This is a genomic window from Streptomyces sp. NPDC107654, from assembly GCF_055639035.1.
The window spans coordinates 148,796-172,639 of record NZ_JBVKBI010000013.1 but is presented as its reverse complement, the minus strand read 5'-3'; the positions used below and the strand labels follow the sequence as shown (position 1 = coordinate 172,639).

Sequence of the window (23,844 nt, the reverse complement as noted above, 5' to 3'; positions counted from 1 at the left end):
AATGCACGCCCGGCACCATGACCGGGATACGGGTCTCGTCCAGCGCTCGGAAACACCGTGCTCCGTACGAGCAGCCAGCATGACGGCAGGTCACCGGCCCCTTGGCGGCAGTGCGTTGTCAGTGGTGGGCAGTACATTCGAGCCCTTGGAAACGCTGTTGCACGACAGGAGTGGACGATGGCCGAGAGCAGTGTTCTGCCCGCGCTCAGGGTGGTACTGACGGACGTCAACGAGCGGGTGGTGGAGGCGTGGCGCGCCGCGTTCGCCGACACCCCCGGCATCGAGATCCGCAAGGGCTCGATCCTCGACGAGGACGTCGACGCCTGGGTCACCCCCACGAACTCCCGGGGACGGATGGACGGCGGGGTCGACGCCGTCATCAAGCGGTATCTGGGACCGGGCATCCAGGTCCGTGTCCAGCGGGTGATCCGCGACCGGTTCGCCGGGCCCATGCCGGTGGGCAGCGCGGTCTGCGTCCCGTCCGGCGCAACAGTCCCCCGGTATCTGATATCAACGCCGACGATGGTGCGGTCCTCGCAGAACGTCAGCGCCACGCTGAACGTGGCACTGGCGTGCGCGGCCGCTTTCCAGGCCGTCCACCGGCAGAACCGGAAGAAGGCGGGCAGTATCCGGTCCGTGGCGCTGGTCGGAATGGGGGCGCAGACCGGCCAGGTGCCGGCCCGGGTGTGCGCCAACCTGATGTGGACCGGCTACACGCTCTTCCACGACCACTGGTTCGAGGACGACGACGAGCTGCGGTCCACGATCATCTCCCAGCTCCACGGGATCGAGAACGCGCCCCTCGACCATCGGGTACGCATCGTGCCGCCGACGGCCGTCACCCCCGTTGCCCCCGCGCCCGGAACTGCCGCTCCCGCTCCCTCCGCCGCCTGCTCTCCTTCGGCCACGACGAGCGAAGGCGCCTCCGCCGTGACCGGATCGACGACCGGCGTCCCGGCACCGGGACAGCCGCTGCACGCCCACGCCGATGCGGACGATCCTCTTGCGCTGACCGAGCTCTTCGACGGCGGCGGGGAAGCCTGGCTCCCGCTGCTGAAGCCGGTCATCGAGGCGCAGCCGGACGCCGCACGGTTCATCGGGAAGGACCGCGGCCACGAGGTGGTCCCGGTCCGCGAGCTGACGTTCCAGGCGCTCAAGCCGAACCCGCCGCACAAGTGGAAGGTCGTGGTCTTCGGTCAGAACCCCTATCCGCGGCCGGAGAGCGCCACCGGCATAGCCATGTTCGACAACACCTTCAGCGACTGGAAGGACAGCCAGTTCGGCCGGGTCGTCAGTATCCGGTGCCTCATCAAGGCAGCGGCGATGTGGAAGTACGGCATCCCGAAGAAGACCCCGATCGCCGACGTGCGGGCGCTGCTGAAGGAGCGGGAGACGGTCCAGCCGCCGGAGTGGTTCCAGGCGATGCTGACACAGGGCGTGCTCCTGCTGAACGCGTCGCTGACCGCGAGCGGTGACGGGGCGATGGGTACCGACCAGCACACGGCGTTCTGGCGGCCGGTCGCCGAACGGATCGTCGAAGAGATCCTCAAGGCCAAGCAGGACGCGGCCGGGGAGGACCGCGGGGTCGTGTTCGCGTGGTGGGGGGCCCACGCGCGCAGCCTGAAGCGGGTCGTGCTCCGGCTCCAGCAGAAGTACCCGGACGTCGAGGTCCGGCACCTCGACCACGCGAACCCGGCGGCACAGGGCGACATCTTCTGCGAGGGCGACCACTTCGCCCAGGTCAACGACGCCCTGACCGCGCTGGGCGCCGGCCCCGTCGACTGGCTGCCGAGCAAGGGGTGGAACGCGCCGACGGCCGGCGGGGGCGGTGCGGACGGCGGTGTCTCGGCACGCATGGGTGCTTTCATCGAGTCGACCATGAACCTGCACCAGCTGTACCTGGAGCGCCTCACCAGCGTCAAGGACGAGGGCCTGGTCCTGCCCACGATCACCGGCGTCTTCGACACCCCGCTGATGGACTTCCAGGACGCCGTCGCCCCGGTCTCCGCGGCACTGTCCGACCTCACAGGCCACATCCGGCGCTCCCTCGACTTCGGCAAGCAGCGTGCGGACCAGACGGCCGGCGGCGGCCTGCCCGCCGACGCGATCGCCGCGCTCCACCTCTACACCTGTGAGTCAGCCTTCTACCGCGGGATCAACAGCGTTCTGCGCTCCCCCGACCGCACCGAAGTCACCCCCTATCTGCCGTACCTGCGACTGCTGTTCTCGGCGGTTGCGCAGTTGCCGACCTACACGCAGCCGTTGTGGCGCGGGGTGTCGCTGGACCTTCGGGCGCAGTATCCGGTGGGCCGGACGGTGACCTGGTGGGGTGTCTCCTCGTGTACCTCCGAGCTGAAGGTGGCCCGAGCGTTCTTGGGCAGTCGGGGCAAGCGGACCCTCTTCGAAGTGACGCCTGCCCGGGCGGTCGGGATCAAGAGCTTCTCCGCCTTCACCGGCGAGGAGGAGTACATCCTCACCCCGGGTACCCAGCTCAAGGTGACGGAGGTGAAGAGCGAGCCCCGCGGGCTGTGCACGGTCCGGCTGAGCGAAGTCACGGACAGGGCTCCCGTGGTGTCCTGAACCGCCCCGGCTTTGACCGGCGGTCACGGTCGTGGTTGCCGAACGTTTCGCGACCGGCGACCCAATGGCGGAGGCCGATGCCGGTCTCGCCGCTGCCTCTGTGGCAACCTCCTGGCGGCGCTCGAAGTCGCCTTCTTGCCGGACGGCCCGGGGAGGCGCGGGTCGCCCTCGTCCCGGAGGGCGACCCGCGCTGATGGTTCACATCCCCCGGCACCGACGGTTCCTGCCACCGGGGACGACAGCATTGTGGTGTGGCCTGGAAGCGGTAGGAGTCGGTACCGGTCTGGATGAGCGTGCGGTGCAAGGAGTGCCCTCGCGGTTCCCACGCCACCGCTTCGACGCGCACACGGATCCGTTCACCCGACCCGGTAGCCCCCGAGGAGAGTGCTGTCCCTCTGCGGGAAGCCGACAGATCCGGCGGTGATCACGCGGCTGCCCTTCGCGGTCGGGCCGCCGGTACCGCCCGGGAGCACCCAGACCGCGCCGGTGTAGTTGTTCTCCCCCTCGGCGCTGACGAAGAGTTCCGGTTTGCCGTCCTTGTTGATGTCGCCGACGGCCACGGTGGTGCCGAATGCGTCCTCGGCCTCGCCGGCGTCGGGGATACCGGCGGTGTCCTGGGTGAAGGCGTAGGCGCCGCCGCCCAGTGCCCCGGTGCGTCGACCGGAGATGACCGTCACCTGCCCGGCGTTCCTCTTGCCCGTGTCCTCCCCCGGCGCGCCGACCACGATGTCGGCCAGCCCGTCGCGGTTCAGGTCGGCCACCGCCAGGGAACCGCCGAACTTGTCCGCCTTCTCGCTCGAACCAGGCACACCGGCGGTGTTCTGGGTCAGCTGCACCGGCTTCGCGTCCCGCGCGATGCCTTGCGCCGAGCCGTACCACAGCAGGACCCGACCGCCGAGCGCGCCGTCGGTTCCGGCCCTGCCCGGCTCGTCCGGGTCTCCCACGGCCAGATCGGTGTATCCGTCACCGTTGACGTCCCCGGTGGCCGCGATCAGGCCGTTGCCCCTCCGCTGTTCACCGCCCACCTCGGGACTGACGTACACCGCGCCGCCGCTGAGGTCGCTCAGCCGGACGGTGACGACAACCTCTTCCGGCGAGCCCCCGCGGTCGAAATCGCCCAGCGCGACGCCTTGGACGGCAGCGGTGGCCGAGTTCTCCACGGCTCGGCCGTAGGTGCCACTGCGGCTGAAGGGCCCCGTGAAACTCATCGACCCCTGGTACCCGGCGACCAGCACCTCGGTCTTCGCTCCGGGGCCGGTGCTGATCGCTGCCACGTCGATGCCGTAGTAGCTGCCGGCCGTGGCGGCCGGCAGGTCGGTGCCGGACGTCAACCCCTTCTTGCCGCCCCACAGCACCGTCACCGTGCCGGCGTCCTCGCCCCCCGCGGTGTCCTCGAACGCGCGGAGACCACCAGGTCGGCATAACCGTCCCGGTTCAGATCGGCCATCGCGGTGGCACCACCGAACTCGTCGTCGGTCTCGGCCGTGCCCGGCACGCCCGCGCTGTTCTGCGTGATGGTCGCCCGCCGGGACGCCGACAACCCCGACTTCGAACCGTAGAGCACGACCACAGCGCCCGCTGCCCTCTTGCCGGCGACGTTCGCCCCCGGCGCCGGAAGCACGGCGTCGCGGTAACCATCACCGTTGAAGTCACCGGGCACGGCCCCGTGCACAGCTGCCGCAGGCGCGGCCGTCAACAGCGGAGCGCCCATGACAGCGGCGACCACGAGCGCCCCCGACCGCCAACAGCCGTGCCTGCCAAGTTTGTTCGTCACGAACATGATCCCCTCCCACGCGACGCAACTGACGTGTACCACGTCAAGGCATCGTACGGGCTGCGGCGAAGTCGACACCGCCGAAGATCAGCATGCGCCGCCGGAGGCGTGGACGTGGGCGAGGACGGACAGCTCCTCGGGGAAGGTGTCCGCGTCGCCGCCGACCTCGACGCGGGCGTTGCGTCCGGCCCCCCAGTAAGGCAGCGGCTTGGTCCGTCACCGTCCGGTACCCCTCGCGGTCCAGGGTTCCGTGGGCGCTGTCGACGTCACCGATGATGCACGACGTGCGCCCAAGGAGTTTCTCGGGACCGTTGACCAACCGTGCCGCAGCCGAAGGTGCGGCGCCGCCTGCCAGGTGACAGCCCGTGGGCCGCCCGTAAAGCCACCGCAGGACAGTTTTACGACCGTGAGTCCCGCCGCTTCGGGCGTGCTCGGTGCGGGGACCTGTATCCCGCGACACAGGTCCCCGGTCGCGTCTTGGGGCCGTGTGCAGGACGTTGTCAGCGCGGAAGCGATGACATCCGCGTGACCACGACGTCCGCGTGACGCTCGGCTCGGAGGACGGACCAGCGCGGGAGAGGTCCTGGATGAAGGCGACCCGGGCGAACCGCCTGCTCGTCCTACTCCCGGCAGCCGTTGGCGAGTCGTTCGGCGGGCAGCAGGCCCTGCTCCTCGCAGTAGCGCAGCGAGCGGGTGCTGACCCCGGCGGCCTCGGCCGGCTCCCCGATCCGCATGCCGCTCCCTCCCGCCCACCTGCCCCGGCCGCGGGCTGTCCTCGACGTCGGTGCGGAAGTCTGGCGTGGGGGTCATGAGGGCGACTGAACCGAGAAGGCAGCGCATCACCGATCAGGTCCGGAACACCGCGCGCTGGTCACCGGGGCCGGCACAGCGCTGAGGCGGTAGTCCCGTCCAGGCGCCGTCGATGGGCCCCTTCCGCCGGGCGCGGACCGGATCGGCCGGTGTCGGCGGCGCGATCCGGTCCGCGACGAGGCGCGCGTCAGAACCGTGTGAGGGTCAGCCGGATGCCGGTGGGCACGGTGTCCTGGATGTAGGAGGCGAAGTCGGCGACGTCGTCGAAGGCGAAGCCGTAGGCCTTGCCGTCCTGGGTCGCCGCGTGGATGGCCTTCGCGTAGTGGTTGGTGAGGTCGGTCCGGTAGAAGGCCGAGGCGTCGGTGACGGGCTGGTCGGGGTTGCTGAGGAGGGTGGAGCGGTTGAAGCCGGCGCCCAGGACGGCGGCGACAGGACCGGTGGTGCCGTCGTTCGGTGCGGCGAGGTTGCCGTCGCAGAAGAGGACGTCGCGGGTGGACGGTTTGCCGAAGGTGACCGGGGCCGGGCCGTCGAAGGTGAACCTGTCGGCGCGCACCCGGCCCGTGAAGGTGCCCGCGTTGGTGGTGATCTTGAGGTCCTTGCCGGTGTAGGTGCTCCACACCCGGTCGATGTACGGGGCGAAGTAGTCCTTGGCGAACAGGCCCGCGTCCAGGCCGTGTCCGGGAGCGATGACGCGCAGGTCGTCGACGACCAGCGGGGCGAACTCCGCGACCTGCTTGACCGCGCTGAACACCGAAGCCCGGCCGCCGTCGCGCAGGGTGCCCGTGGTCTGGTCCTTGGCTCCGGTCAGCCGGATGCTCATCGGCACGCTGAACATGTCGACCATGGTCGTGTTGCAGAACATGCCCGCGGCGTTGTGGGTGAACTCGGCGCAGTCGTGCAGTACGCGGTAGTTGGGGTCGGAGGTCACCCAGCCGGCGGGGTACTGCAGTGCCGGGTTTCCGTCGCCGTCCTTGACGACCTTGAACTTCAGCTTCTGCCCGAGCGACACGTATATGCGGCCGGACATATGAGGGAGCTTGAGGGTGGCCTCTCCGCTCGCGGGCAGGGAGAGGGCGTAGTCGGTGAAGCCGTCCGCACCGTTGTCGGACAGGGCTATCGGGGCCAGGGTGCCGTCAGGGGTGACCCGTACCTGCTTCCCGTCCTGGTTGCCGACGATGTAGACGTGCACCGAGGCGTTGTCGAACGAGCCGCTGTCGTTGACGATCGTCAGCGGCAGCGCGCCCGCCGCGGCGGCCTTCGTGCCGTTGTCCGCCGTACCGGCGAGGGCGTAGGGGCCGAGGGCCGCGACGGCGGGGGCGGCCACCGCCGCTCCGCCCAGGGCGAAGAACAGCTTGCGGCGGGTGAGATTGCGCTGGTGACGTGCTGCCATGTGCCGTGCCTTTCGTTGGTGCGTGTGCCTCTGGGAGGCGAGTGGGGGGTGGGTGGGGTTGGTGGGGTGGGTCGTCCGCCCTGCGGGTCAGCCCACGGTCCACTTCTGGTTGGCGGTGCCGCCGCAGGTCCAGATCTGCAGCCGAGTGCCGTCGGAGGCCGAACCGCCCGTGGCGTCCAGGCACTTGTCCGCCCCGACGTTGGTCAGGTCGTGGGCGCCGGTGTAGGTCCACTGCTGGGCCTTGCTGCCGTTGCAGGTGTAGAGCTGGACGGGGGTGCCGTCCCCGGTGGCACCGCCACGCACGTCGAGGCACTTGCCCAGCGCACGGACGGTGCCGTCACGGCCCAGGGTCCACTTCTGGGCGTCGGTACCGGTGCAGTCGTGCAGTTGGATGGGCGTCCCGTCCGCGGTGGAGGCGCCGGCGACGTCGACGCACATACCGCCGATGCCCTTGATGACACCGCTCTTGTCCGTCGACCCGGTCGAACCGCCCGTGTCGGAGGTCGAGACGCGGACATAGTCGATGGTCATCGTCTGCGGGAAGGAGGTGGCCGAGTCGGGGGTGCCGGGCCAGTCGCCGCCGACGGCGAGGTTCAGGATGAGGAAGAACGGGTGGTCGTAGACCCACTTCTTGCCGCCGAGGTCGGCCGGCGTGCGGTTCTCGTAGACGTGGCCGTCCACCGACCAGGTGATCGCCGTCGGGCTCCAGTCGACGGCGAAGACGTGGAAGTCGTCGGCGAACGCCTTGCCGTCGGGCAGGGTGTAGGCGGCGCCGAGGCCGCCGGAGCCGGAATATCCGGGGCCGTGAATGGTGCCGTGGACCACGCCGGGCTCGTGACCGACGTTCTCCATGATGTCGATCTCGCCGCTGTTGGGCCAGCCCGCGCTCCCGAGGTCGTTGCCGAGCATCCAGAAGGCCGGCCAGACACCCCGGCCGCGCGGGATCTTGATGCGGGACTCGAAGTGGCCGTACGCCTGGCTGAAGGTGCGGGCCGTGTTGAGCCGGGCCGACGAGTACTGGCACGTCCCGTTCCAGCACTGCAGTCCGGAGTCGGTGTTCTTGCGCGCCGTGATCACCAGGTGGCCTTCGCCGTCCAGGGCGGCGTTCCGGTTGCCCGGCGTGTAGTACTGCAGCTCGTGGTTGCCGTTGCCCGAACCCCCGGTCTCGAGCGTCCACTTGGCGGGGTCGGGGGCACTTCCGGCACTGCCGTCGAAGTCGTCGGACCAGGTCACCGCGGTGGGTGCGGCACTGGCCCGGTTCGCGCCGGAACCGGTCGTGGTGATGAGGACGGCGGTGACGAGGGCGGCGGCGACCAGTGAGACCAGTCCGCCGAGCGTCCACCGCCGAGCGCGATGAGCTGCCATGGCTGGGATGACACCTTGTCTTGTGGGGGATTCAGGTGGTTCCGCCCGTACGGCAGGCCGCGGACGAGGAGGCAGAGCATTCCGCTTGAGAGCGCTCTCTCGCCTGCGGTGAGCCGCGGGTGGACCCCGATGGTACGCACGACGGCTACCTCGGCCAACTTGTCCGCAGTGCGCTCAACACCGCCTGAACTGCGGTTACTTGGGGAGTGAGCCGAGACTCAAGGTCGCTTAAGGAGTGTTTAAGCCTCCCTTAAGCGAAGCGGCTCCGCGCTGAACGCCCATCGGAATGGCCAAGTCCGGCGATGTGGCCGCATTCGCCCACAAGGGCCGCACTCGAACCCGCGCATGACATCGCCATACGGATTCGGACAGAAGACACTGCACTCCACACTGCACTCCACGTGACCTCGGCGGGATCGCCCCGACCAGGGCGACGAGCGCCGGCTGGACTGCGTCGGCTTCGGCGACGGCGCCGCCGTGAAGGCCGCGGTCCTCACGCACGTCGACGGCCGGGTCCAGGGTCTGCGCGGCCTCGTCGCCGACGCCGACGCCGACGGCGCGCTCGTTCCGCGGCGCGTCCACGCCCTGCCCGTCGGTCACGCCGGGACCGCGTCCCCGGCGTGACCCTGCTCGGCGACGCGGCCCACCCGATGTCCCCCTTCGGCGGCGGGGCGCCAACCCGGCGATGCTGGACGGCGCCGAGCTCGCCGATGCCGTCGCCGCCCGCCCGGGAGGCCCGGAGGCGCCCCTCGCCGCGTACCAGGAGGCACTCTTCCCGCGCAGCGAGGCGTCCGCCGCCGAGTCCGCCGTCAGCCTGGATCAGCCTGGAGACGATGTTCGGCCGGAAGGGCTGGAGCGAATGATCGAGTTCTTCGCGTTCACGGGGGCGGTGCGTGACGGCGGCTCCGCCCCCGGCCGACGGCGACGACCGAGCGCCGGCGGCCTCACGTGACCGCGTCGAGGCGCGTGATCCGCTCGGCCACGGTCCTTTCGATCGCGGCGGCGAGTTCCGTCGCCTGCTCGGCGCTCCCCGACGTGCGTTCGCTCGCACACAGCATGCGGACCTGCACGAGGTGGGCCCGCATGCTCTCGGTGAGGAGGCGGTCGAAGTTCTCCCCCGACACGGTCTTCGCCCTGCGCACCGTGTCGAGGCTGACCATGCCGGGCATGTCGTGGCCCTCGTGGGGGCGGGTGTCGGGCACGCCCGAGAGCCTCAACAGTTGCCGCAGACCGACGAGTTCGTCCTCAAGTCTCTTCCCCGCATCCTTCGCCCACCCGGCCAGGGCCGGGCGGCCGGCGTGTGCGGGCGCCAAGTCGGTGAGCAGCTTGGCTCGTTCGTCCATGGGGATCATCAGCTGGATCCACGCGGTGTCGGTGTCGTTGAAGGCGGCGGGCGCGGGCCGGTCGGCCGCCGGCTGCGGGGTGCAGCCGGCGACCGCCAGGCCCAGGAGCAGGGCGGCCGCCCTCCGCCGGGTCAGAACGTTCCGGCGGAGTTGCACTTGGCGCTCTGCACGATGCAGTCCTTCACGCGCTGCCCGAGGGCCGCGGTGTCCCAGGCGTTGAAGAAGTCGCCGTGGATGGACGAGGCCATGCCAGACGCCAGGGAGAATCCGTCGGCGCTCCCGCTGGTCGGGTAGCTGATGACGAACGAGACCGACGGAATGGCGACCGGGTAGGCGCCGCCGCACTTGCCGTCGTAGGTGAAGGCGACGTGCGACTTGTGGTCCGGGCTGTCGAGGTGCTTGCCGTCCCAGCAGTCGGGGAAGACCAGCTGGTACACCAGCTTGGCGGTCGGCGCGCACAACGGCCAGTTGCCGTCGGTGCTGCGGCCGGTCTCGCCGCCCGGTCCCGCGCACCAGAACTGGTTGGGCGAGCCGGCCGGGGTCGCCACCTGCAGCTTGGCGTTGCCCGCGATCATGCGGAAGCCCTGCGGGAAGGGCACGGTAGCCGTGGGGTCGGGCAGCCGCGACCCGTAGTAGACGATCATCCCGTCGGGTTCGACCGCCTTGCCGCGCTCGTAGAGCGTGGGGATCCAGTAGGCGGAGAGGTCCTTGGCGGGTGTGCAGCTCGTGCCCGTGTTGCCCAGCAGGCTCTGGGTCGTGGTGAAGGCGTCGGTGCTCTTGTTGCCGAAGAAGCTGTGCATGTGGGACGCGCCCGGCAGACCGGGGGCGACGATCGGGTCGTCCGGCTTGGAGTGGCTGTAGGTGCAGGTGGCGTTGAACTCGGGGACGCGCACCGCGTTGGCGGGCACCGGCGCCGGGGTCATGGCCCGGAACTGGTTCAATTGGGCCTGCCACTTGGCCTGGTCGACGTCGACCCAGCCCGGCGCGGGCTCGTCGCCGCCGCTGACGAACGAGAACCAGTTGATGTTGAGGAAGTCGCCGGGCGTGGTGCTGCGCAGCACCGCGAACACGGTCTGGGGTCCGGTCGGGTGGGTGGTGACGTCGGCGGTGCGGGTCGCCCAGGTCTGCCAGCCCCCGGTGGGGCCGACCTGGATCACGGCGAGCAGGGGTCCGGTCAGGGAACCGGCGCGCAGCTCGACGGAGCCGGTGCCCGTGGCGGAGGCCACGCGCGCCGACACCGTCAGACGGCCGGCGGCCCCGAGGTCGACCTGGTCGAACCGCATCCAGTCGCCGTCGGCGAGGTAGGCGGCGTTCTGCCCGCCGCCCATGTCCGCGGTCGCCTCCAGGGCGACGCCGGACTGTGCCGCGTAGGACTCGGCCTGGACGGTGATCGTGGCGGCCTGCGCGGCGGGGGCGCCGAGGGTGATGCCCAGGGCGGCGGCCAGGGCGATCGCCAGGGCGCCGACCAACACGGGACAGAGGTGTAAGGAGTATCTACGCATGTCACTTCCTCATCGGAGGGGGCGGGACGTGGTGCGGCTGCTGTCCGGCCCGCGACCGAGGTGTCCGGGCCGGACCTGACAAGGGGGCCGGTGCCGGCGGCGCTACTGGTACACGCGTACGTAGTCGACGAGCATCCGGGACGGGAACGGCGTCGACGCGTCGGTCGGGCCGGGCCAGTCGCCGCCGACCGCGAGGTTGAGGATCATGTAGTGCGGGTGGTCGAAGATCCAGGGGCCCCGGGTGGCCTCCACCTGGTCCTTGTCCAGGGTGAACACGGTGCGCCCGTCGAGGCTGAAGACGATGCCCTTGCTGTTCCAGTCGGCGGCCCAGGTGTGGAAGTCGTCCGAGAAGTCGGCGCCCGACGGCAGCCGGTACGGCGAGCCGATCCCGCCGCCGCCGTTGTAGGCGGGGGCGTGCACGGTCGAGTAGGCCGTCTTCACGTCCTTGCCGAGGACCTCCATGATGTCGACCTCGCCGTTGTACGGCCACGGACGGCCGGTGAGGAAGTCGGCGCCCATCATCCAGAACGCGGGCCACAGCCCGTTGCCCTTGGGTACCTTGATGCGCGCCTCGACACGCCCGTAGGTGAACTGGAAGGTGGCACCGGTGTTCATGCGGGCCGAGGTGTACTGGCAGGTGGTGCTGCCGGTCAGCGGGTCCGGTGGGCAGGCCCGGCCGGGGCTGGCCTCCTTGCGTGCCTCCATGACGAGGTGGCCGCCGCCGTCGAGCGCGGCGTTGCGGTGGTCGGTGTAGTACTGCAGTTCGCCGTTCTGCCCGGTGCCGGGGTCGGCCCGCCACCTGGCCGGGTCGGGCTCGCTGCCGGCGGCTCCGTCGAAGTCGTCGCTCCACACCAGCCGCGGCGGCTGCGCCGGGTCCGGCGGCAGCGGCGGTGCCGGTACGGGGGCGCCTCCGGTGCCGTACACCTGGAACTCCCACAGGGAGTAGCCGTAGGGGGTGGCGCGTTCGGTGCCGTACATCCGTACGTAGCGTCCCGTGCCGGAGACCGCCAGGGTCTGTTTGAGGCCGGTGCCGGACGTGGTCGAGTAGACGGGCGTCCAGTCGCTGCCGTTGGACGAGACCTGGATCTGGAAGGACTTCGCGTAGGCGGGGTCCCACTGCAGGACGACGCTGCTGATCTGCGCGGTCGCGCCGAGGTCGACGGAGATCCAGCCTGGGTCGGTCCAGCCGGTGGTGGAGCTGGTCGCCCACCGCGAGGCGGGGTCGCGGTCGAAGGCCCGGGCGGGTGTGCACTCCCAGCAGTTCTGGTCGCTCTGGGAGGACGAGGCCGCGCCCGTCTTCCCGTACGACAGCAGCGTGTCCCCTCCACCGCCGCCCGGGTCGCCGCCGGTGCCGCTGGTCCCGAAGACCTGGAACTCCCAGAGGGAGAAGCCGTATCCGGTGCCGCGCTGGGTGCCGTACATGCGGACGTAGCGGCCGGTGGCCGTCAGGGTCAGGTTCTGGGTGCCGCCGGTGCCGTCCGTCGTCTCGTGGACGGTGGACCAGGTCTCGGCGTCGTCCGACACCTGGATGCGGAAGGCCTTGCCGTAGGCGGCCTCCCACTGGAGGGTCACGCGGCTGATGCGGGCCGGGGTCCCGAGGTCGACCCTGATCCACTGCGGGTCGGAGAAGGCGCTGGACCAGCGCGTCGCCGGGTCGCCGTCGACGGCTCCCGGCGCGCCGAACGGGTCCTCGGTACTCGACGCGAGGACGGGCCGGCCCTGCGACAGCAGGGTCTCGGCGGCGTGGGCCCGGGGCGCGGGCAGGCCGGCGAGGGTGAGCAGGACGGCCGCGAGGACGGCGGGTAAGCCGATGCGGCGGAGCAGGGGATGCACGGGCGACTCCTCGGTGGGGGAAGGGTGAGGGAGCGCTCCCTGAGGGGTGAGAATGAGCCGGTCCCGGTGGACTGTCAAGGCTTTGGGCAACAGGCCCGCAGCACCCTTGACGTACACGGTCCGTTCCGGGGAACGGTTTCTGAGATCCCTTCTGCGGTACGGACGGCACCCCTCAACAGGCGTTCGGAAACGTCCGGTTGACGGCGGGTTCCCCCCACCAGGGTGCGGAAAGGGGTCGTTGACAGGCGGATCGGGCCGAGGTCATCCTGAGGGGAGAACGCTCCCTGGACTCGAGGACCGGGCACCGGTGATCGGAAGGCGATGAATCGACCCACGCTCGCGGTGGTCGCCGCCCGGGCCGGCGTGTCCAAGTCGAGCGTCTCCCGGGTCATCAACGGGGAGACCACCGTCGCGCCGGAGATCCGGGACGTCGTCATGCGGGCGGTGCGGGAACTCGGGTACGTGCCGAACGCCGCCGCCCGCAACCTGGTCACCCGCCGCACGGACGCCGTGGCCGTGGTCGTCTCCGACCCGCCCAAGGGCGTGGTGTCCGACGACCCGCTGTTCTCGACCGTGGTGCGCACCGTCAGCCGGGAGCTGGAGGCCGTCGGCAGACGCGTGGTGCTGATCCTCGCCGAGTCCGACGAGAGCCGGGCCCGGGTGGAGCGCTACGTGGCGGGGGGCCACGTGGACGGCGTGATGCTCGTGGCACTGCACGGCGCCGATCCCCTGCCGGCCGCGCTCGCCCGCATGGGCCTGCCCGTCGCATCCTTCAACCGCACCGCCGCGACGGACGTCCCGTACGTTGCGCTGGACAACGCGGGCGGCGCGGAGCTGGCCGTACGGCACCTGCTCGACCGGGGCAGACGCCGGATCGCCACCATCACGGGGCCGTTGGACCTGTACGAGTCCCGTGAACGGCTGGAGGGGTACCGGGCGACCCTGCGGGGCACCGGGCGCCGCTCGATCGTCGCGCTGGGCGACTTCACCCGGGTGTCGGGCGCGGAGGCCATGCGGCAGCTGCTCGAGGACGACCCGGACCTCGACGCGGTGTTCGCGGCCAACGACCTCATGGCCATCGGGGCGTTGCGCGCCCTGCACCAGGCGGGCCGCCGGGTCCCCGACGACGTGGCCGTCGTCGGGTTCGACGACATCGAGGCCGCCGCCTACACCACGCCCGCGCTCACCTCGGTGCGCAGTTCCATGGCCGACCAGGCCACCGCGACGGTGCGTCTGCTGCTGGCGCTCATCAAGGGTGGCCCGAGGAAGCCGGTGATCATGCCGAACGACCTCGTGGTCCGCGAGTCGAGCTGAACGGGCGGCGGACGTTCGGGCCCCCGCTGCACTCGCGTGCGTGGTCCGGCGCCGTGGTGCGACGAGCACGGCGCCGGGCCGGAACGCGCACCCGCCGCGCGTGGCGGTCGGTTTCAGGGTCGCCGGACGTCCGGCGGACGCTTCGGCTACGGCGGTTTCCGCCTGGTCTGAGGACGCAGCGAGGGGCTTTCTCCGCCTTCCCTGCGGAGGTGCCCTGTCGTGCGGTGACCGGTGCCGGGGCGGGTGCGGGCGTGGCGGTGGAGCTCGGTCGCCTGCAGGGGGTACCGCCGTGACGCCTCGCCCGAGTTGCGGCTCATCGCACCTCGGATACGACAGGGGAAGTCCGCTCGCGGGGCGGTGTGGGGGAGCTGACGCGCGGGTCGGAAAGTGACGGGCCGATCAGCCGACGGAGAAGTGAACCGGCACCGGCGCTCCGAACGGGGGGCCAAGCACGCGTGCTGCTCGCGCTGTGCCACTGCCGGGGCTGCCCTGCGGTGGAAGGGGGCTCACCGAACGGCCAGCAGGCCGTACAAAAGGGGGATCCGCGGCTCGGGCAGCCGCCACCAGCCCGAGTCGGTACGGACCATCCGCGGCCAGCGCGGCCAGGGCAGTTCGTCGCTCTCCCGCAGGCGCCGGACGGCCATCCCCGCGTCCGTCACCGCGTTCACGACCTCTCCTATTCCGTGCATCCACTCGTAGCTGTCGGTGGCGCCCTCGACGGCCGGCCCGTCGGTGTAGGTGTGGGTGGCATCCCGGTGCACCGGACCCGAGCCCCCCAGGTAGTCGTGACGCAGCAGCAGTTCCGGTCCCTCGCCCGGACCCGGTTTCGGGCCGAGCGCGTTGAGCAGCGGGTGGAACTCCACGACGTACAACCGCCCGCCCGGCCGCAGAAGCCGGGCCACGACATCCGCCCACCGGTCGAGGTCGGGCAGATAGCACAGGGCGCCCTTGCCGGTGTAGACGACGTCGAACCGCCGGCCCCCGAGCGCCGCCACGGCGTCGTACACGTTGGCCTGGACGTAGGTGACGTCGAGGCCCGACTTCGCGGCGAGGTCCCGCGCGGCCGTCACGGACGCCGCCGAGAAGTCCAGGCCGACCGCCCGGGCTCCCCGCCGGGCGAGGGCGAGCGTCTCGGTGCCGAGGTGGCACTGGAGGTGCAGCACGTCCCGGCCGGACAACTCACCGAGGTCCTCCCACTCGAACGCGGCGAACCAGCGCTCCGGATCCAGGTCCTCGTCCAGGCCGTAGAACCGGCTGGTGACGTGGACCGGAGTGCGGGCGTCCCAGTTCGCCTGATTGGCGCGCATCAGCCGCGCGTGCTCGGCGGAGGTCATGAGGACATCCAACCGCGCCCCGGCCGTGCGGGGGAGGGAAAGCCGGAAAAGTGCCGTGCCGGGTGTCGATTCGACCGGTTCCCGTTCGTCGGTGGGGTGCAGGAAGCTGATGGGCATCCGGTCGCATTCCTGGCACACCTTCCCCCCTCGGGCAGGGACGCCTTCGCCCGGGGGCGTCCTTGCACGGGGTTCCCTCGCCATCGCTTTCGCCGCACAGCTGCGGGCACTTCATCAGAATGTCGGCGAAGCCGAGGGTGTTTCCGCGCACGCCGAGGGTGATGACGTCGGTGTCGGGACCACCGCCTCGGTCTGTGTGGGCAGCGCTGGAGAAGGGGTAGCCCGGGGTCTCGGAGATGGGCGGCAGGTGACCACGTCGAGCGGCGAGGACCACGTGCCGACCGGGCCGCGCGCCGACTCCGGCGGGCCCCGTAGGGTGGTCCGATGTTCGATCTTTGGGAGATCCGCGTGTTGCCGCCGGAACCCCGGTTCGCTGCCCAGTTGCGGTTCCGGGTCAACGGCGAGGACGTGATCGAAGGAGCGCTCGACAAGGGCGGCCGTGGTCCGTTCGCGGCGGACGTGCTGCCTGCTGGCCGGCCAAGCCTCCTGCGGGCGACCAGCGAGGCACGCCGTCTGGAGCTGGGAGAACCAGACTGCACCGGCGGCTGCTGCGGTTTCCTGTCCGTCGTCGTGCAACGGTTCGGGGACATCGTGCAGTGGTCGGACTGGGAGGTTCCGCAGGCCCCCGCCTCCCCGCCGCCGGAGTTCCACTTCGACGCCGGCCAGTACGACGCCGAAGTGGCTCGCGCTGAGGCAGACCGGTGGTGGCAGGTCTCCGCGTAGTCCAGCACGGCGCACCCCGGACTGGCTGCGGGGTCTTACCGTCGCCGAGTCCTTGGGTGAGGGCTCAGAGAGATCAACGAGCGGTCTTCGGCTCCACCCCGTCCAGCAGCAATCAGGACACCGGCCACGACATCGACGTCACCGCGGCGGAGGCCGCCGACGGTGTTGTCATCCCGCTGCGGATCACCGCTGACCGCCCCTGTCCCACCTGCGCCACCGGAACGGACGCGATCGCGGCGAGGGGGTGAGCGAACCGCGAAGGGGGTGGCCGGCTCATCCCCGATGCCCGAACGCTTGGCGCACCCCGGGATCAGCGGTCTGCATCCTCAGCGCGGTGTCGGGGCGAAGCAGGTGTAGGACCGATGACGGCAGAGGAGGGACCGTGACCGACACGGATGCCTGCGGGGAGCGGAGGCGGCGGACGCGTGTGATGCCGCCTCGACCGGCCGGTGATCGCCGATGACGAGATGGACGCCCCGGCCGGACGGCGGACGGCCGTCGGGGAGGCCTTGTTCCCACACCTGTACGGCCGACCCGACGCCGCTGAGCGCGACGTGCCCGGCCTGCGCCGCGCGCGGACGGGCGCCGGCCGGCCTGCTGCTCTGCCTGACCTGCGGCCACGTGGGCTGCCACGACAGCGCTCCCGGAGCCCACGCCACAGCCCACTTCGAGGCCGCCGGGCACCCGGTGGTCCGCAGCCTGGCACACGACGGCGGCTGGGCCTGGTGCTACGAGGACGAGGTGTACCTGGATCCGCTGGACGAGCCCGCACCACGATCCGCTCCGCGCGGGCCCGAGTCCGTCCGGGACTACCCGCGACCGCCCGCCATGAGCCACGACGACCGCGTCGTGGTCGTCGAGTGCGCCGGCCAAGTGGTGGCCGAGAGCCGCAGGACGATCCGGGTCCTGGAGACCAGCCATCCCCCCGTGTTCTACGTCCCCCCGCAGGACGTCCGTATGGAGCTCCTGTTCCCGGCGGCCGGGGGGCGGACCTGGTGCGAGTGGAAGGGGACGGCCCGGTACTGGGACGTCGTCGTGGGCGACGACGTGCGCGCCCGCGCCGCCTGGACGTATCCCCGTCCCGAGCCCCCGTACACGGCCCTCGCCGACTTCTTCGCCTTCTACCCGAGCCGCGTGGACCGCTGCACGGTGGCCGGGGAAGTGGTCACGGCGCAGGAGGGCGACTTCCACGGCGGCTGGATCACCTCGGAGGTGCGGGGACCGTTCAAGGGGGCGCCGGGCACACAGCTGTGGTGAGGAGTTCGCGGAGGCGCTCGCTCGGTTTCACGAATCACCGTCACGGTTGAGTGGGCGCGGCAACTGCCGTTGGTCGAGGACGCACCCGGCACGCAGATGCTGCCCCTCCCGGCCAGCTGGAAGCCGCGTGCACCGCCGCCGGCGACCTGGCCAGGGCGGTGGAGAAGACGATCCCTCAGCACCCGGACGCTGACGTCCTCCTCAGCTTCCCCGGACTCGGCGTACAGCTCCGCGCCCGGGTGCCGGCCGAGATCGGGGACGACCACACGCGGTTCACCGACGCCGGGGGCCTCAAGGCCTGTGCGGGCTCATCACCGATCACCCGGGCCTACGGCATGAGGGCGACGCGACAAGCCCCGCGACTGGCACGCCTCCGCCCTGACCGACCGCACGGCGAGCACTGCAACGAAGCACAGGCCTTCCCGTCGTCGCCGGAGGCGCTTGAGGCGACGGCCGCCGCCTGAGCCCGGCTCCTACTCCGGGATGACCAGACCGAGCGCGCGCAGTCGAGGCAAACAGGCGTCCAGGCAGGCCTCCACGGACACGGCGTCCGTGCGCACCAGGAGATCTTCGTGGAACGGGTTCCCGTTCGCCACGAACGTCCACGGCTTCACGCCGTCGCGCATACGCTCGGCATCGGCCTTGAACAACACCGTGACCCCCTGCTCGGCCAACGCTTCCATTACTCGCACCACGTCCACCGAAGACCCCTCGCGTCCGTTCTCGAACAGGAGGCAAGGCTACGGGCATCTCGGCAACCGACTTGACGGTTTGGGAGCGTGAGGCGTCCAACCAGCCGGGACGGTCCTCCCGACCTCATTACTCAACATGCACGCGTCACAAAAGTGTGCCGGAGCCGGAACCGGACAGAGCCGCCCAAGGATGCCGCGGCCGGCCTGCCCGGCTGCTGCCGTTTTGCCGGAGCGGCAACAGGAGTGGCGTGACCAAGCCACGATGGGTGACGTTGGGCCCATGACCGACAACATCACAGCGGGATCGCCCGCGTCTGACACTTCCTTGCCTGGTGACGGATACGTCGGAGACCCCGCGGTGCGGGTGGAGTGGGACAACCGATACGCCGACCGACAACAGCTGTGGAGCGGCCGGCCCAACGGAGCGCTCGTGGCCGAGGTCGCCGGGCTCACGCCCGGGCGGGTGCTCGACGTCGGCTGCGGCGAGGGCGCGGACGCCGTCTGGCTCGCGCGCGGCGGCTGGGACGTGACCGCGCTCGAGGTCTCGGGCGTGGCGCTGGAGCGGGCGGCCGGGCACGCGCGGGATGCAGGCGTCGCCGTTCGCTGGGTACACGCCGCGCTGACGGAAGCAGCGCTCCCGCCGGCCTCCTTCGACCTGGTCTCCGCGCAGTATCCGGCCCTGCTGCGCACGCCCGACGCCGCAGCCGAGCGAGCGCTGCTCGCGGCCGTCGCGCCCGGCGGCGTGCTGCTGCTCGTACACCATGCGGGGATGGAGACCCGGCAGGCGCACGACAGCGGCTTCGACCCGGCTGACTACGTCTGGCCCTCGATGGTCGCCGCCCTGTTCACCGACGACTGGAAGGTGGAGGTGAACGAGCAGCGGCCACGCGTGGCACCCGGCGGCGGCGCCGGCGCGCACCATACCGACGACCTGGTGCTGCGTGCGCGACGGCTGCGCTGAGTCCCTCCGACCACAGCGGGCCCGGCATCTGGGCAGACCGGATGACCGAGCCACCGAAAACGGGCTGCGGCCTCTCATGATCGAAACCGCGCGGTCGTTCCGGCCAGGGTGCCGATGAGTCGCCTCAGCGTCCTGCCCGCTCCGAAGCCACCGGCAACCGGCAACCGGCAACCGGGATGGCATCCAGCACATCCAGCGCCTGGGCGGTCAGTGTCCGTTGGCACGAGCTGAGCAGTGGTTGACCTTCGATGGCAAACCGCCGAGGTTCACTGTCACAGGTCACGGCTCACGTCGCGGTCGGGCTCGTCTCCATGGCCGAGGCGCGCTTCCGCCGGCCATGGCCCGTAAGCGTTCGTCGCTGAGAAGCCCGACATCCTCATCCGATCAACCGGCTCAGCCGTAAGCGTTCGCTTCCCAGACGCGGGCGGGGCAGGGCTTGGAGGCATGTCACGAGGACTTTCACATGAACGACCACCACCAGGGCGAGGGCAACCACATCCGCCAGGCGACGGACCGCGACCGCCCCCTGGGCGGAGAGACCTCTGCCTCCCACGGCAGTCTCACCGTGGCAGCCCTCGCTGCCGAGGCGGGCGGACGGCGGTCTCTGTGATTGCCATGGCCGCCGCCATGACGGTCAGCTGGGGGTTCACCCGCGGGCAGCTGGGGAGCACCGACGCGTCCGCGACCACCACGCCGTGCACACCGCGGAGCCGGCCCTGCGGATCGACCGGGAAGCGTTGCGGGCTCGCACCCGCGGCGGCCGTGCCGGTGGGGTGGTAGGCCGACAGGTGCAGCTGTCTCACGCTCGTGCCGGCCAGCGCGTCACGCAGTTCGGTGAGGCTGCGCACACGGGGCGTGCGCGGAATGCCGGTGAGTACTTCCTCGGCGCCCGCGGCGAACAGCAGCTCGCCCATGGCGAGGACGGCCCGCAGGAGACGGCCGGCGTCGCGGGGGTCCAGGTCATAGCGGATCACGGTGCGGTGGCGGCCCAGGACGCGGCCGGCCGGACTGTCGGCGATCATCGCTCCGAGCGTGGCGAGCCGGTCCGCGTCCTCCAGTTCACGGCGCAGTTCGCCGCCCACCCCGGGCAGGACGAACGAGCCCATGCCGGGTGGGGTGGCGGTGGCCTCGATGAGGATGCCGGCGCCGTGGTGTTCCTCCACGCCGACGCTCTGCAGCACGCCCTGCCAGGCTTTGACCGGTTCGGCGAAGCGTCCTGCGACGCTCGTGGCCGGGTGGACGCTGAGGTTGTGTCCGAGTCGGGGGTGACGGCCCAGTCCGGAGCGGCGCAAGAGCTGCGGGGTCTGCAGGGCACCCGCCGCGACGACGACGAGGGGTGCGAGGATGTCGAACGCGCCGCCCCGCTCCCGGCGTACGCGCACTCCCGCCGCACGGGGGCCTCCTGGGCGGTCCGGGTCGACGAGTACGCGTTCCACCCGCGCCTCGGTGACGATGCGGGCCCCGGCTGCGCATGCCTCGGGCAGCACGGAGAGCTGGACGCTCTGTTTGGCGCCGGTCGGGCAGCCGGTCACGCACTGGCAGGAGCCCTGGCAGCCGGGCGCGTTCCTTCGCAGGGGCGCGGCCCGCCAGCCGAGTGCGTGGGCGCCGGCGAGTGCGACTCGTCCGTTGGCGCCGAGGACGTCGAGGGGCTGGGTGGCCACGCTCAGCATGCGCTCGGCCTCGTCCAGGTGACGGTCGAAGTCGTCGGCCGCCGTCCACCCGAAGTGCCTGCTCCAGCGGGACAGGACGTGGTCCGGGGTGCGGTAGCAGGTTCCGGAGTTGACCAGGGTGGTGCCGCCGACGGCTCGGCCCACCGGCAGCAGCAGCGGCGGTGAGCCGACGGCGAAGGTGGCTCCGCCGTCCCGGTACAGCTCGGTGAACCGGTCCAGGGGCGCGCGCCGGCCGAAGGATTCCGTGGAGTGGTGACTTCCCTCTTCGAGGACGACGACGTCGAGGCCTGCCCGGGCCAGGGCCCGCGCGGCCACGGCCCCGCCCGCTCCCGAGCCGACGACCACGGCATCGGCGGTGGAGCGGGCGGGCCAGGCGCACGCGGGTGTCAGGTCGAGCGGGGGGTCCCTGCGCGTGAGGACGCTCGTCGCCGGTTCCCCGTGGAGCATGCGCTCGGTTCCGGCCGACATCAGGACGGGCACCTTGAGGAGGTCCAGCAGCGGCAGGAGCGCGGGTCGGGCGGCCAGTGCGGTCAGAACGGACTGCCGTTCGCGCGCGGTGAGCCCGGCCAGGGTGCGCCCGGTGCGGGCCAGGGCGTAGGCGTCCACCGCGCGTGCCGCGGCCCGGATGCCCGTCCGGGCGGCCACCGGCATCGCGGCCAGGACCGTCTCGAGACGGTCGGGAACCAGTCGTGGCCAGTCGGTCGTGCCGTCGTCGGCGATGAGGGCGGCGACGAGGCCGGTGAGACTCATCGTGTGCCCACCTCCGCGTGGGCCGTGCCGTCCAGTGTCCACTCGGCCTCGGTGCGCCAGCCGCCGAACCACCACCTCTCCAGCAGGACGTGCGCGTCGGCGCGCTCACTGTTACGGCAGGTCGCGTGCCGGCCGTCGGGGTCGGTGTAGTCGAGTGCGAGGGTGCGGTCGGCGGGCTGGGTGACCTCGACCCGGATGCGGCGCAGGGCGGTACGGCCGGTGACCGTCCACGTGGGCAGCACCGTGTCCGCCCGGAAGCGTCCCGCTCCGGCCCAGCCGGCGGCCCCGCGCTCTGGACGGCGGGGCCAGTCGCGGCCGTGACGGCGCAGCCGGAGGAAGACCATCGGGGGCAGTCTGCGCAGTCCCGGGCGCGTGGAGACCGCGGCGACGACCTCCAGCACGTCCCCATCACCGAGGTCGGCGTGCAGCCAGGCCCAGCGGCGGGCGTTGCCGTGACCGTGGATGCGGGCCGACGCGCCCGGGGCCCCGGTGAGCGTCAGCGTCCTGCCGTCGTACGTGAAGGTCCCGTCGTACCGGGACCGCGCGGCCGGAAGCATGTGCGTGGCGGGCAGGAGCGGGCGGTTCCAGGACCAGCGGGGGAAGGTGAACAGCGGCTCGCCGGCGGGGCGTTCCGCGATGTCCCAGTGCAGGGCGCCCCCGTCCGCCGACCCCGACAGGCGCCCGGGCCGGGAGGTGACCTCGCCGGCGCCGAAGCCCGGCTCGGCGCCGGACCACGGCACGGGGCCGAAGCGGGCGTGCCGCACGGGGCCGTCACCGGGGAACACCGCGGCCCAGCCGTGCGCGTACGGCTCCGACCCGTCGGCCGGCGCGGTCAGTTCGTGGTGCAGCCACAGTCCGCTGCCGGAGTCCGGGTCGGTGACGGTGGTGTACCAGACCTCCGTGCGGCCGGGCTCACCGCGCCAGCGGGACGCGAGGAACGCGCCCGGCTTCGAGGACCGCGGGAAACGGAAACTCGCGAGGAACGGCAGGAGCTGCGTACGCAACCGGAAGCGAAGGGTGCCGGTGCCCAGCGGCGCGCCGTCCTCGTAGAGAGTGAACGGCAGCACGGTCATCGAGGCCACGGGCCTGCGGGCGGAGACGGACTTCCAGCCGTCGAGGGTGAGTCGGCGGCCACCGGCGGTGAACGCGATGCGGTACCGGATACGGCGTCGCGCGAGGGGGGAGATCTCCAGCTCTCCGTCCGCGTCGGGATCGTCGGCCACGCCTGCGATCCGTACACGGCCTGCGGCGCGCGCCTCCGTCGTGCCCCGCAGCCGCATCACGTGGTCCGCGGACACCGTCAGGTCCAGGCGGACGCGGCGGTCGCGGTGTTCGCCGTCGAGCCGCAGCGTGCCGAGCATCGTCTCGCGGAAGACGGTGCGGCGCGCGTTCGAGCGTCTGCCCGGGTGGGTGCGTGAGGCCGTGGCCGCGCTCATGCGAGGCCCTCCAGCATGATCCGCTCGGTGACGGTCAGGTACTGCTCGGCCGCTCGCCGGGCGCCGGCCTCGTCCCCGGACCGCACCGCGGCGACCACCGGCGCCAGGCGCTCCCGGGCCACCTTGGCATCCGTGAACGGTCCCCGGAGCGCGGCGCGCACGGGGAGGTAGGCGTTGAAGAGGGTGTTGGTGAGCAGGACGTAGACGCGGTTGCCGGTGGCGCGGGCCAGTGCCCGGTGGACCTCCATGTCCGCCAGCTGCACGGCGTCCGCGTCCGCCGCCTCCCCCACGGCCGCCAGCAGGGCGGCCAATTCGGTTCGTTGCCGTTCGCTCGCTCGGCCCGCCGCGCGTTCGGCGATCAACGCTCCGATGCCGCGCCGCACCTCGAACACCTCACCGATCCAGTCGGGGCTGTGCCGTACGAGCATCGGCAGCAGGTCGGCGCCGCCCAGGCGCAGGTAGTCGCGCACACGCGTGCCGACGCCGTGCCGGGTCTCCAGCAGGCCCGCCTGCATCAGACGTCCGAACGCGTGCTTCAGGGTGGTGCGGGTGACGCCGTAGCCGTCGGCCAGGGAGCGCTCGGGCGGCAGGTAACCGCCCGCCGGATGGCGCCCGGCGAGGATGTCCTCACGCAGCCGGCTCTCCAGGGCGTCCACGAGGGTTTCGCGGGGCAGGGGCTCCATGCCGTCCTCCAGTGGCTCAGTGGATGAGCCACTCAACCAGTGGGGGTCCGTCGGGTCAATGGTCTCGACGAGCCCGCCTTACCGGACGTCCACCGTCTACGAGGAGGGGTGAGAGTGCGGTCGGGTAATCCGGTTCAGCCGCCGCTGGACATGGCCTTCAGCACTTTGCCCCTGGGATCCGCCTGCTGGAGGCCTCCGGGAGACGGTCGCGGACGAGCAGCCCATCCGTCTGGGAGCGCAGCCGGCGGCCAGCAGTGTGCCGGCGTCCAATCCGAATGAGCGCGCCGGGGCGCCGCTGCGCGCCGGCTGC

At 71.6% G+C, this 23,844-nt stretch carries 19 protein-coding genes and 2 pseudogenes; 8 read left to right on the top strand and 13 right to left on the bottom strand.

From position 1 onward, the window contains the following. The first annotated feature begins 177 nt into the window (after window positions 1-177). Complete coding sequence (locus ACZ7N4_RS23535; protein ID WP_471360872.1) at window positions 178-2,580, top strand: macro domain-containing protein; 2,403 nt, start codon at window positions 178-180, stop codon at window positions 2,578-2,580. Between the two features lie 356 nt (window positions 2,581-2,936). Here ACZ7N4_RS23535 and ACZ7N4_RS23530 read toward each other — a convergent pair whose 3' ends face one another. The 5 genes from ACZ7N4_RS23530 to ACZ7N4_RS23510 all read right to left on the bottom strand — a co-directional run bounded on the left by ACZ7N4_RS23530 (window position 2,937) and on the right by ACZ7N4_RS23510 (window position 7,919). Then, window positions 2,937-3,941, bottom strand: coding sequence for an FG-GAP and VCBS repeat-containing protein (locus tag ACZ7N4_RS23530; protein ID WP_471360869.1), 1,005 nt, complete (start codon window positions 3,939-3,941; stop codon window positions 2,937-2,939). Further along, window positions 3,938-4,354 (bottom strand): hypothetical protein, encoded by a 417-nt coding sequence (locus tag ACZ7N4_RS23525; RefSeq protein ID WP_471360867.1) that lies wholly within the window; start codon window positions 4,352-4,354, stop codon window positions 3,938-3,940. Before ACZ7N4_RS23525 ends, ACZ7N4_RS23530 begins: the two co-directional genes overlap by 4 nt. A 620-nt stretch (window positions 4,355-4,974) precedes the next feature. Further along, window positions 4,975-5,088 (bottom strand): MerR family DNA-binding transcriptional regulator, encoded by a 114-nt coding sequence (locus tag ACZ7N4_RS23520; RefSeq protein WP_471360865.1) that lies wholly within the window; start codon window positions 5,086-5,088, stop codon window positions 4,975-4,977. Between the two features lie 263 nt (window positions 5,089-5,351). Further along, a complete protein-coding gene (locus ACZ7N4_RS23515) occupies window positions 5,352-6,554 on the bottom strand; it encodes a glycoside hydrolase family 64 protein (protein WP_471360863.1) in 1,203 nt (400 codons plus the stop codon). Window positions 6,555-6,641: 87 nt separating this feature from the next. Beyond that, window positions 6,642-7,919: a ricin-type beta-trefoil lectin domain protein gene (locus tag ACZ7N4_RS23510; RefSeq protein WP_471360861.1), complete on the bottom strand. Its 1,278-nt coding sequence runs from the start codon at window positions 7,917-7,919 to the stop codon at window positions 6,642-6,644. A 426-nt stretch (window positions 7,920-8,345) separates the two neighbouring features. Between ACZ7N4_RS23510 and ACZ7N4_RS23505 the strand changes: the two are divergent. Beyond that, window positions 8,346-8,871, top strand: a pseudogene (locus tag ACZ7N4_RS23505) (FAD-dependent oxidoreductase); the annotation flags it as partial. Here the strand turns inward: ACZ7N4_RS23505 and ACZ7N4_RS23500 are convergent. From ACZ7N4_RS23500 to ACZ7N4_RS23490, 3 genes are all read right to left on the bottom strand, one after another. After that, window positions 8,864-9,418, bottom strand: a complete 555-nt coding sequence (locus tag ACZ7N4_RS23500; RefSeq protein ID WP_471360858.1) for a DUF305 domain-containing protein — start codon at window positions 9,416-9,418, stop codon at window positions 8,864-8,866. The pseudogene ACZ7N4_RS23505 and the gene ACZ7N4_RS23500 overlap by 8 nt on opposite strands. Further along, window positions 9,394-10,734: a DUF1996 domain-containing protein gene (locus tag ACZ7N4_RS23495; RefSeq protein WP_471360855.1), complete on the bottom strand. Its 1,341-nt coding sequence runs from the start codon at window positions 10,732-10,734 to the stop codon at window positions 9,394-9,396. Before ACZ7N4_RS23495 ends, ACZ7N4_RS23500 begins: the two co-directional genes overlap by 25 nt. 132 nt (window positions 10,735-10,866) lie before the next feature. After that, on the bottom strand, window positions 10,867-12,597 hold the full coding sequence (locus tag ACZ7N4_RS23490; protein ID WP_471360853.1) for a discoidin domain-containing protein: 1,731 nt from the start codon (window positions 12,595-12,597) through the stop codon (window positions 10,867-10,869). 321 nt (window positions 12,598-12,918) lie between these two features. Here ACZ7N4_RS23490 and ACZ7N4_RS23485 point away from each other — a divergent pair, with 321 nt between their 5' ends. Further along, window positions 12,919-13,911: a LacI family DNA-binding transcriptional regulator gene (locus ACZ7N4_RS23485; RefSeq protein WP_471360850.1), complete on the top strand. Its 993-nt coding sequence runs from the start codon at window positions 12,919-12,921 to the stop codon at window positions 13,909-13,911. A 506-nt stretch (window positions 13,912-14,417) separates the two neighbouring features. Here ACZ7N4_RS23485 and ACZ7N4_RS23480 read toward each other — a convergent pair. Then, window positions 14,418-15,245, bottom strand: a complete 828-nt coding sequence (locus ACZ7N4_RS23480) for a class I SAM-dependent methyltransferase (RefSeq protein WP_471360995.1) — start codon at window positions 15,243-15,245, stop codon at window positions 14,418-14,420. A 441-nt stretch (window positions 15,246-15,686) separates the two neighbouring features. Here ACZ7N4_RS23480 and ACZ7N4_RS23475 point away from each other — a divergent pair, with 441 nt between their 5' ends. The 4 genes and pseudogenes from ACZ7N4_RS23475 to ACZ7N4_RS23460 form a co-directional block, all read left to right on the top strand. Continuing rightward, entirely contained in the window at window positions 15,687-16,085 is a 399-nt protein-coding gene (locus tag ACZ7N4_RS23475) for a hypothetical protein (RefSeq protein ID WP_471360847.1), read from the top strand. A 56-nt stretch (window positions 16,086-16,141) separates the two neighbouring features. Further along, window positions 16,142-16,333, top strand: a complete 192-nt coding sequence (locus ACZ7N4_RS23470; protein WP_471360845.1) for a hypothetical protein — start codon at window positions 16,142-16,144, stop codon at window positions 16,331-16,333. Between the two features lie 211 nt (window positions 16,334-16,544). Then, window positions 16,545-17,342, top strand: a complete 798-nt coding sequence (locus ACZ7N4_RS23465; RefSeq protein WP_471360842.1) for a DUF427 domain-containing protein — start codon at window positions 16,545-16,547, stop codon at window positions 17,340-17,342. 48 nt (window positions 17,343-17,390) lie between these two features. Beyond that, window positions 17,391-17,683: pseudogene (locus ACZ7N4_RS23460) on the top strand (transposase); the annotation flags it as partial. Window positions 17,684-17,815: 132 nt separating this feature from the next. Here ACZ7N4_RS23460 and ACZ7N4_RS23455 read toward each other — a convergent pair. Continuing rightward, on the bottom strand, window positions 17,816-18,043 hold the full coding sequence (locus tag ACZ7N4_RS23455; RefSeq protein ID WP_471360839.1) for a hypothetical protein: 228 nt from the start codon (window positions 18,041-18,043) through the stop codon (window positions 17,816-17,818). 271 nt (window positions 18,044-18,314) lie between these two features. On the opposite strand from ACZ7N4_RS23455, the gene ACZ7N4_RS23450 reads away from it, so the two are divergent. Further along, complete coding sequence (locus ACZ7N4_RS23450; RefSeq protein WP_471360836.1) at window positions 18,315-18,995, top strand: class I SAM-dependent methyltransferase; 681 nt, start codon at window positions 18,315-18,317, stop codon at window positions 18,993-18,995. Between the two features lie 560 nt (window positions 18,996-19,555). On the opposite strand, the gene ACZ7N4_RS23445 is transcribed toward ACZ7N4_RS23450, so the two are convergent. The 3 genes from ACZ7N4_RS23445 to ACZ7N4_RS23435 are packed head-to-tail and all read right to left on the bottom strand — an operon-like array spanning window position 19,556 to window position 23,534. Continuing rightward, complete coding sequence (locus ACZ7N4_RS23445) at window positions 19,556-21,415, bottom strand: GMC family oxidoreductase N-terminal domain-containing protein (protein ID WP_471360834.1); 1,860 nt, start codon at window positions 21,413-21,415, stop codon at window positions 19,556-19,558. Next, window positions 21,412-22,851, bottom strand: coding sequence for a hypothetical protein (locus tag ACZ7N4_RS23440; protein ID WP_471360831.1), 1,440 nt, complete (start codon window positions 22,849-22,851; stop codon window positions 21,412-21,414). The genes ACZ7N4_RS23445 and ACZ7N4_RS23440 overlap by 4 nt, the downstream gene beginning before the upstream one ends. Beyond that, window positions 22,848-23,534 carry a FadR/GntR family transcriptional regulator gene (locus ACZ7N4_RS23435; RefSeq protein WP_471360828.1) on the bottom strand — a complete coding sequence of 229 codons (687 nt, stop codon included), beginning with the start codon at window positions 23,532-23,534 and terminating at the stop codon, window positions 22,848-22,850. Before ACZ7N4_RS23435 ends, ACZ7N4_RS23440 begins: the two co-directional genes overlap by 4 nt. Window positions 23,535-23,844: the final 310 nt, after the last annotated feature.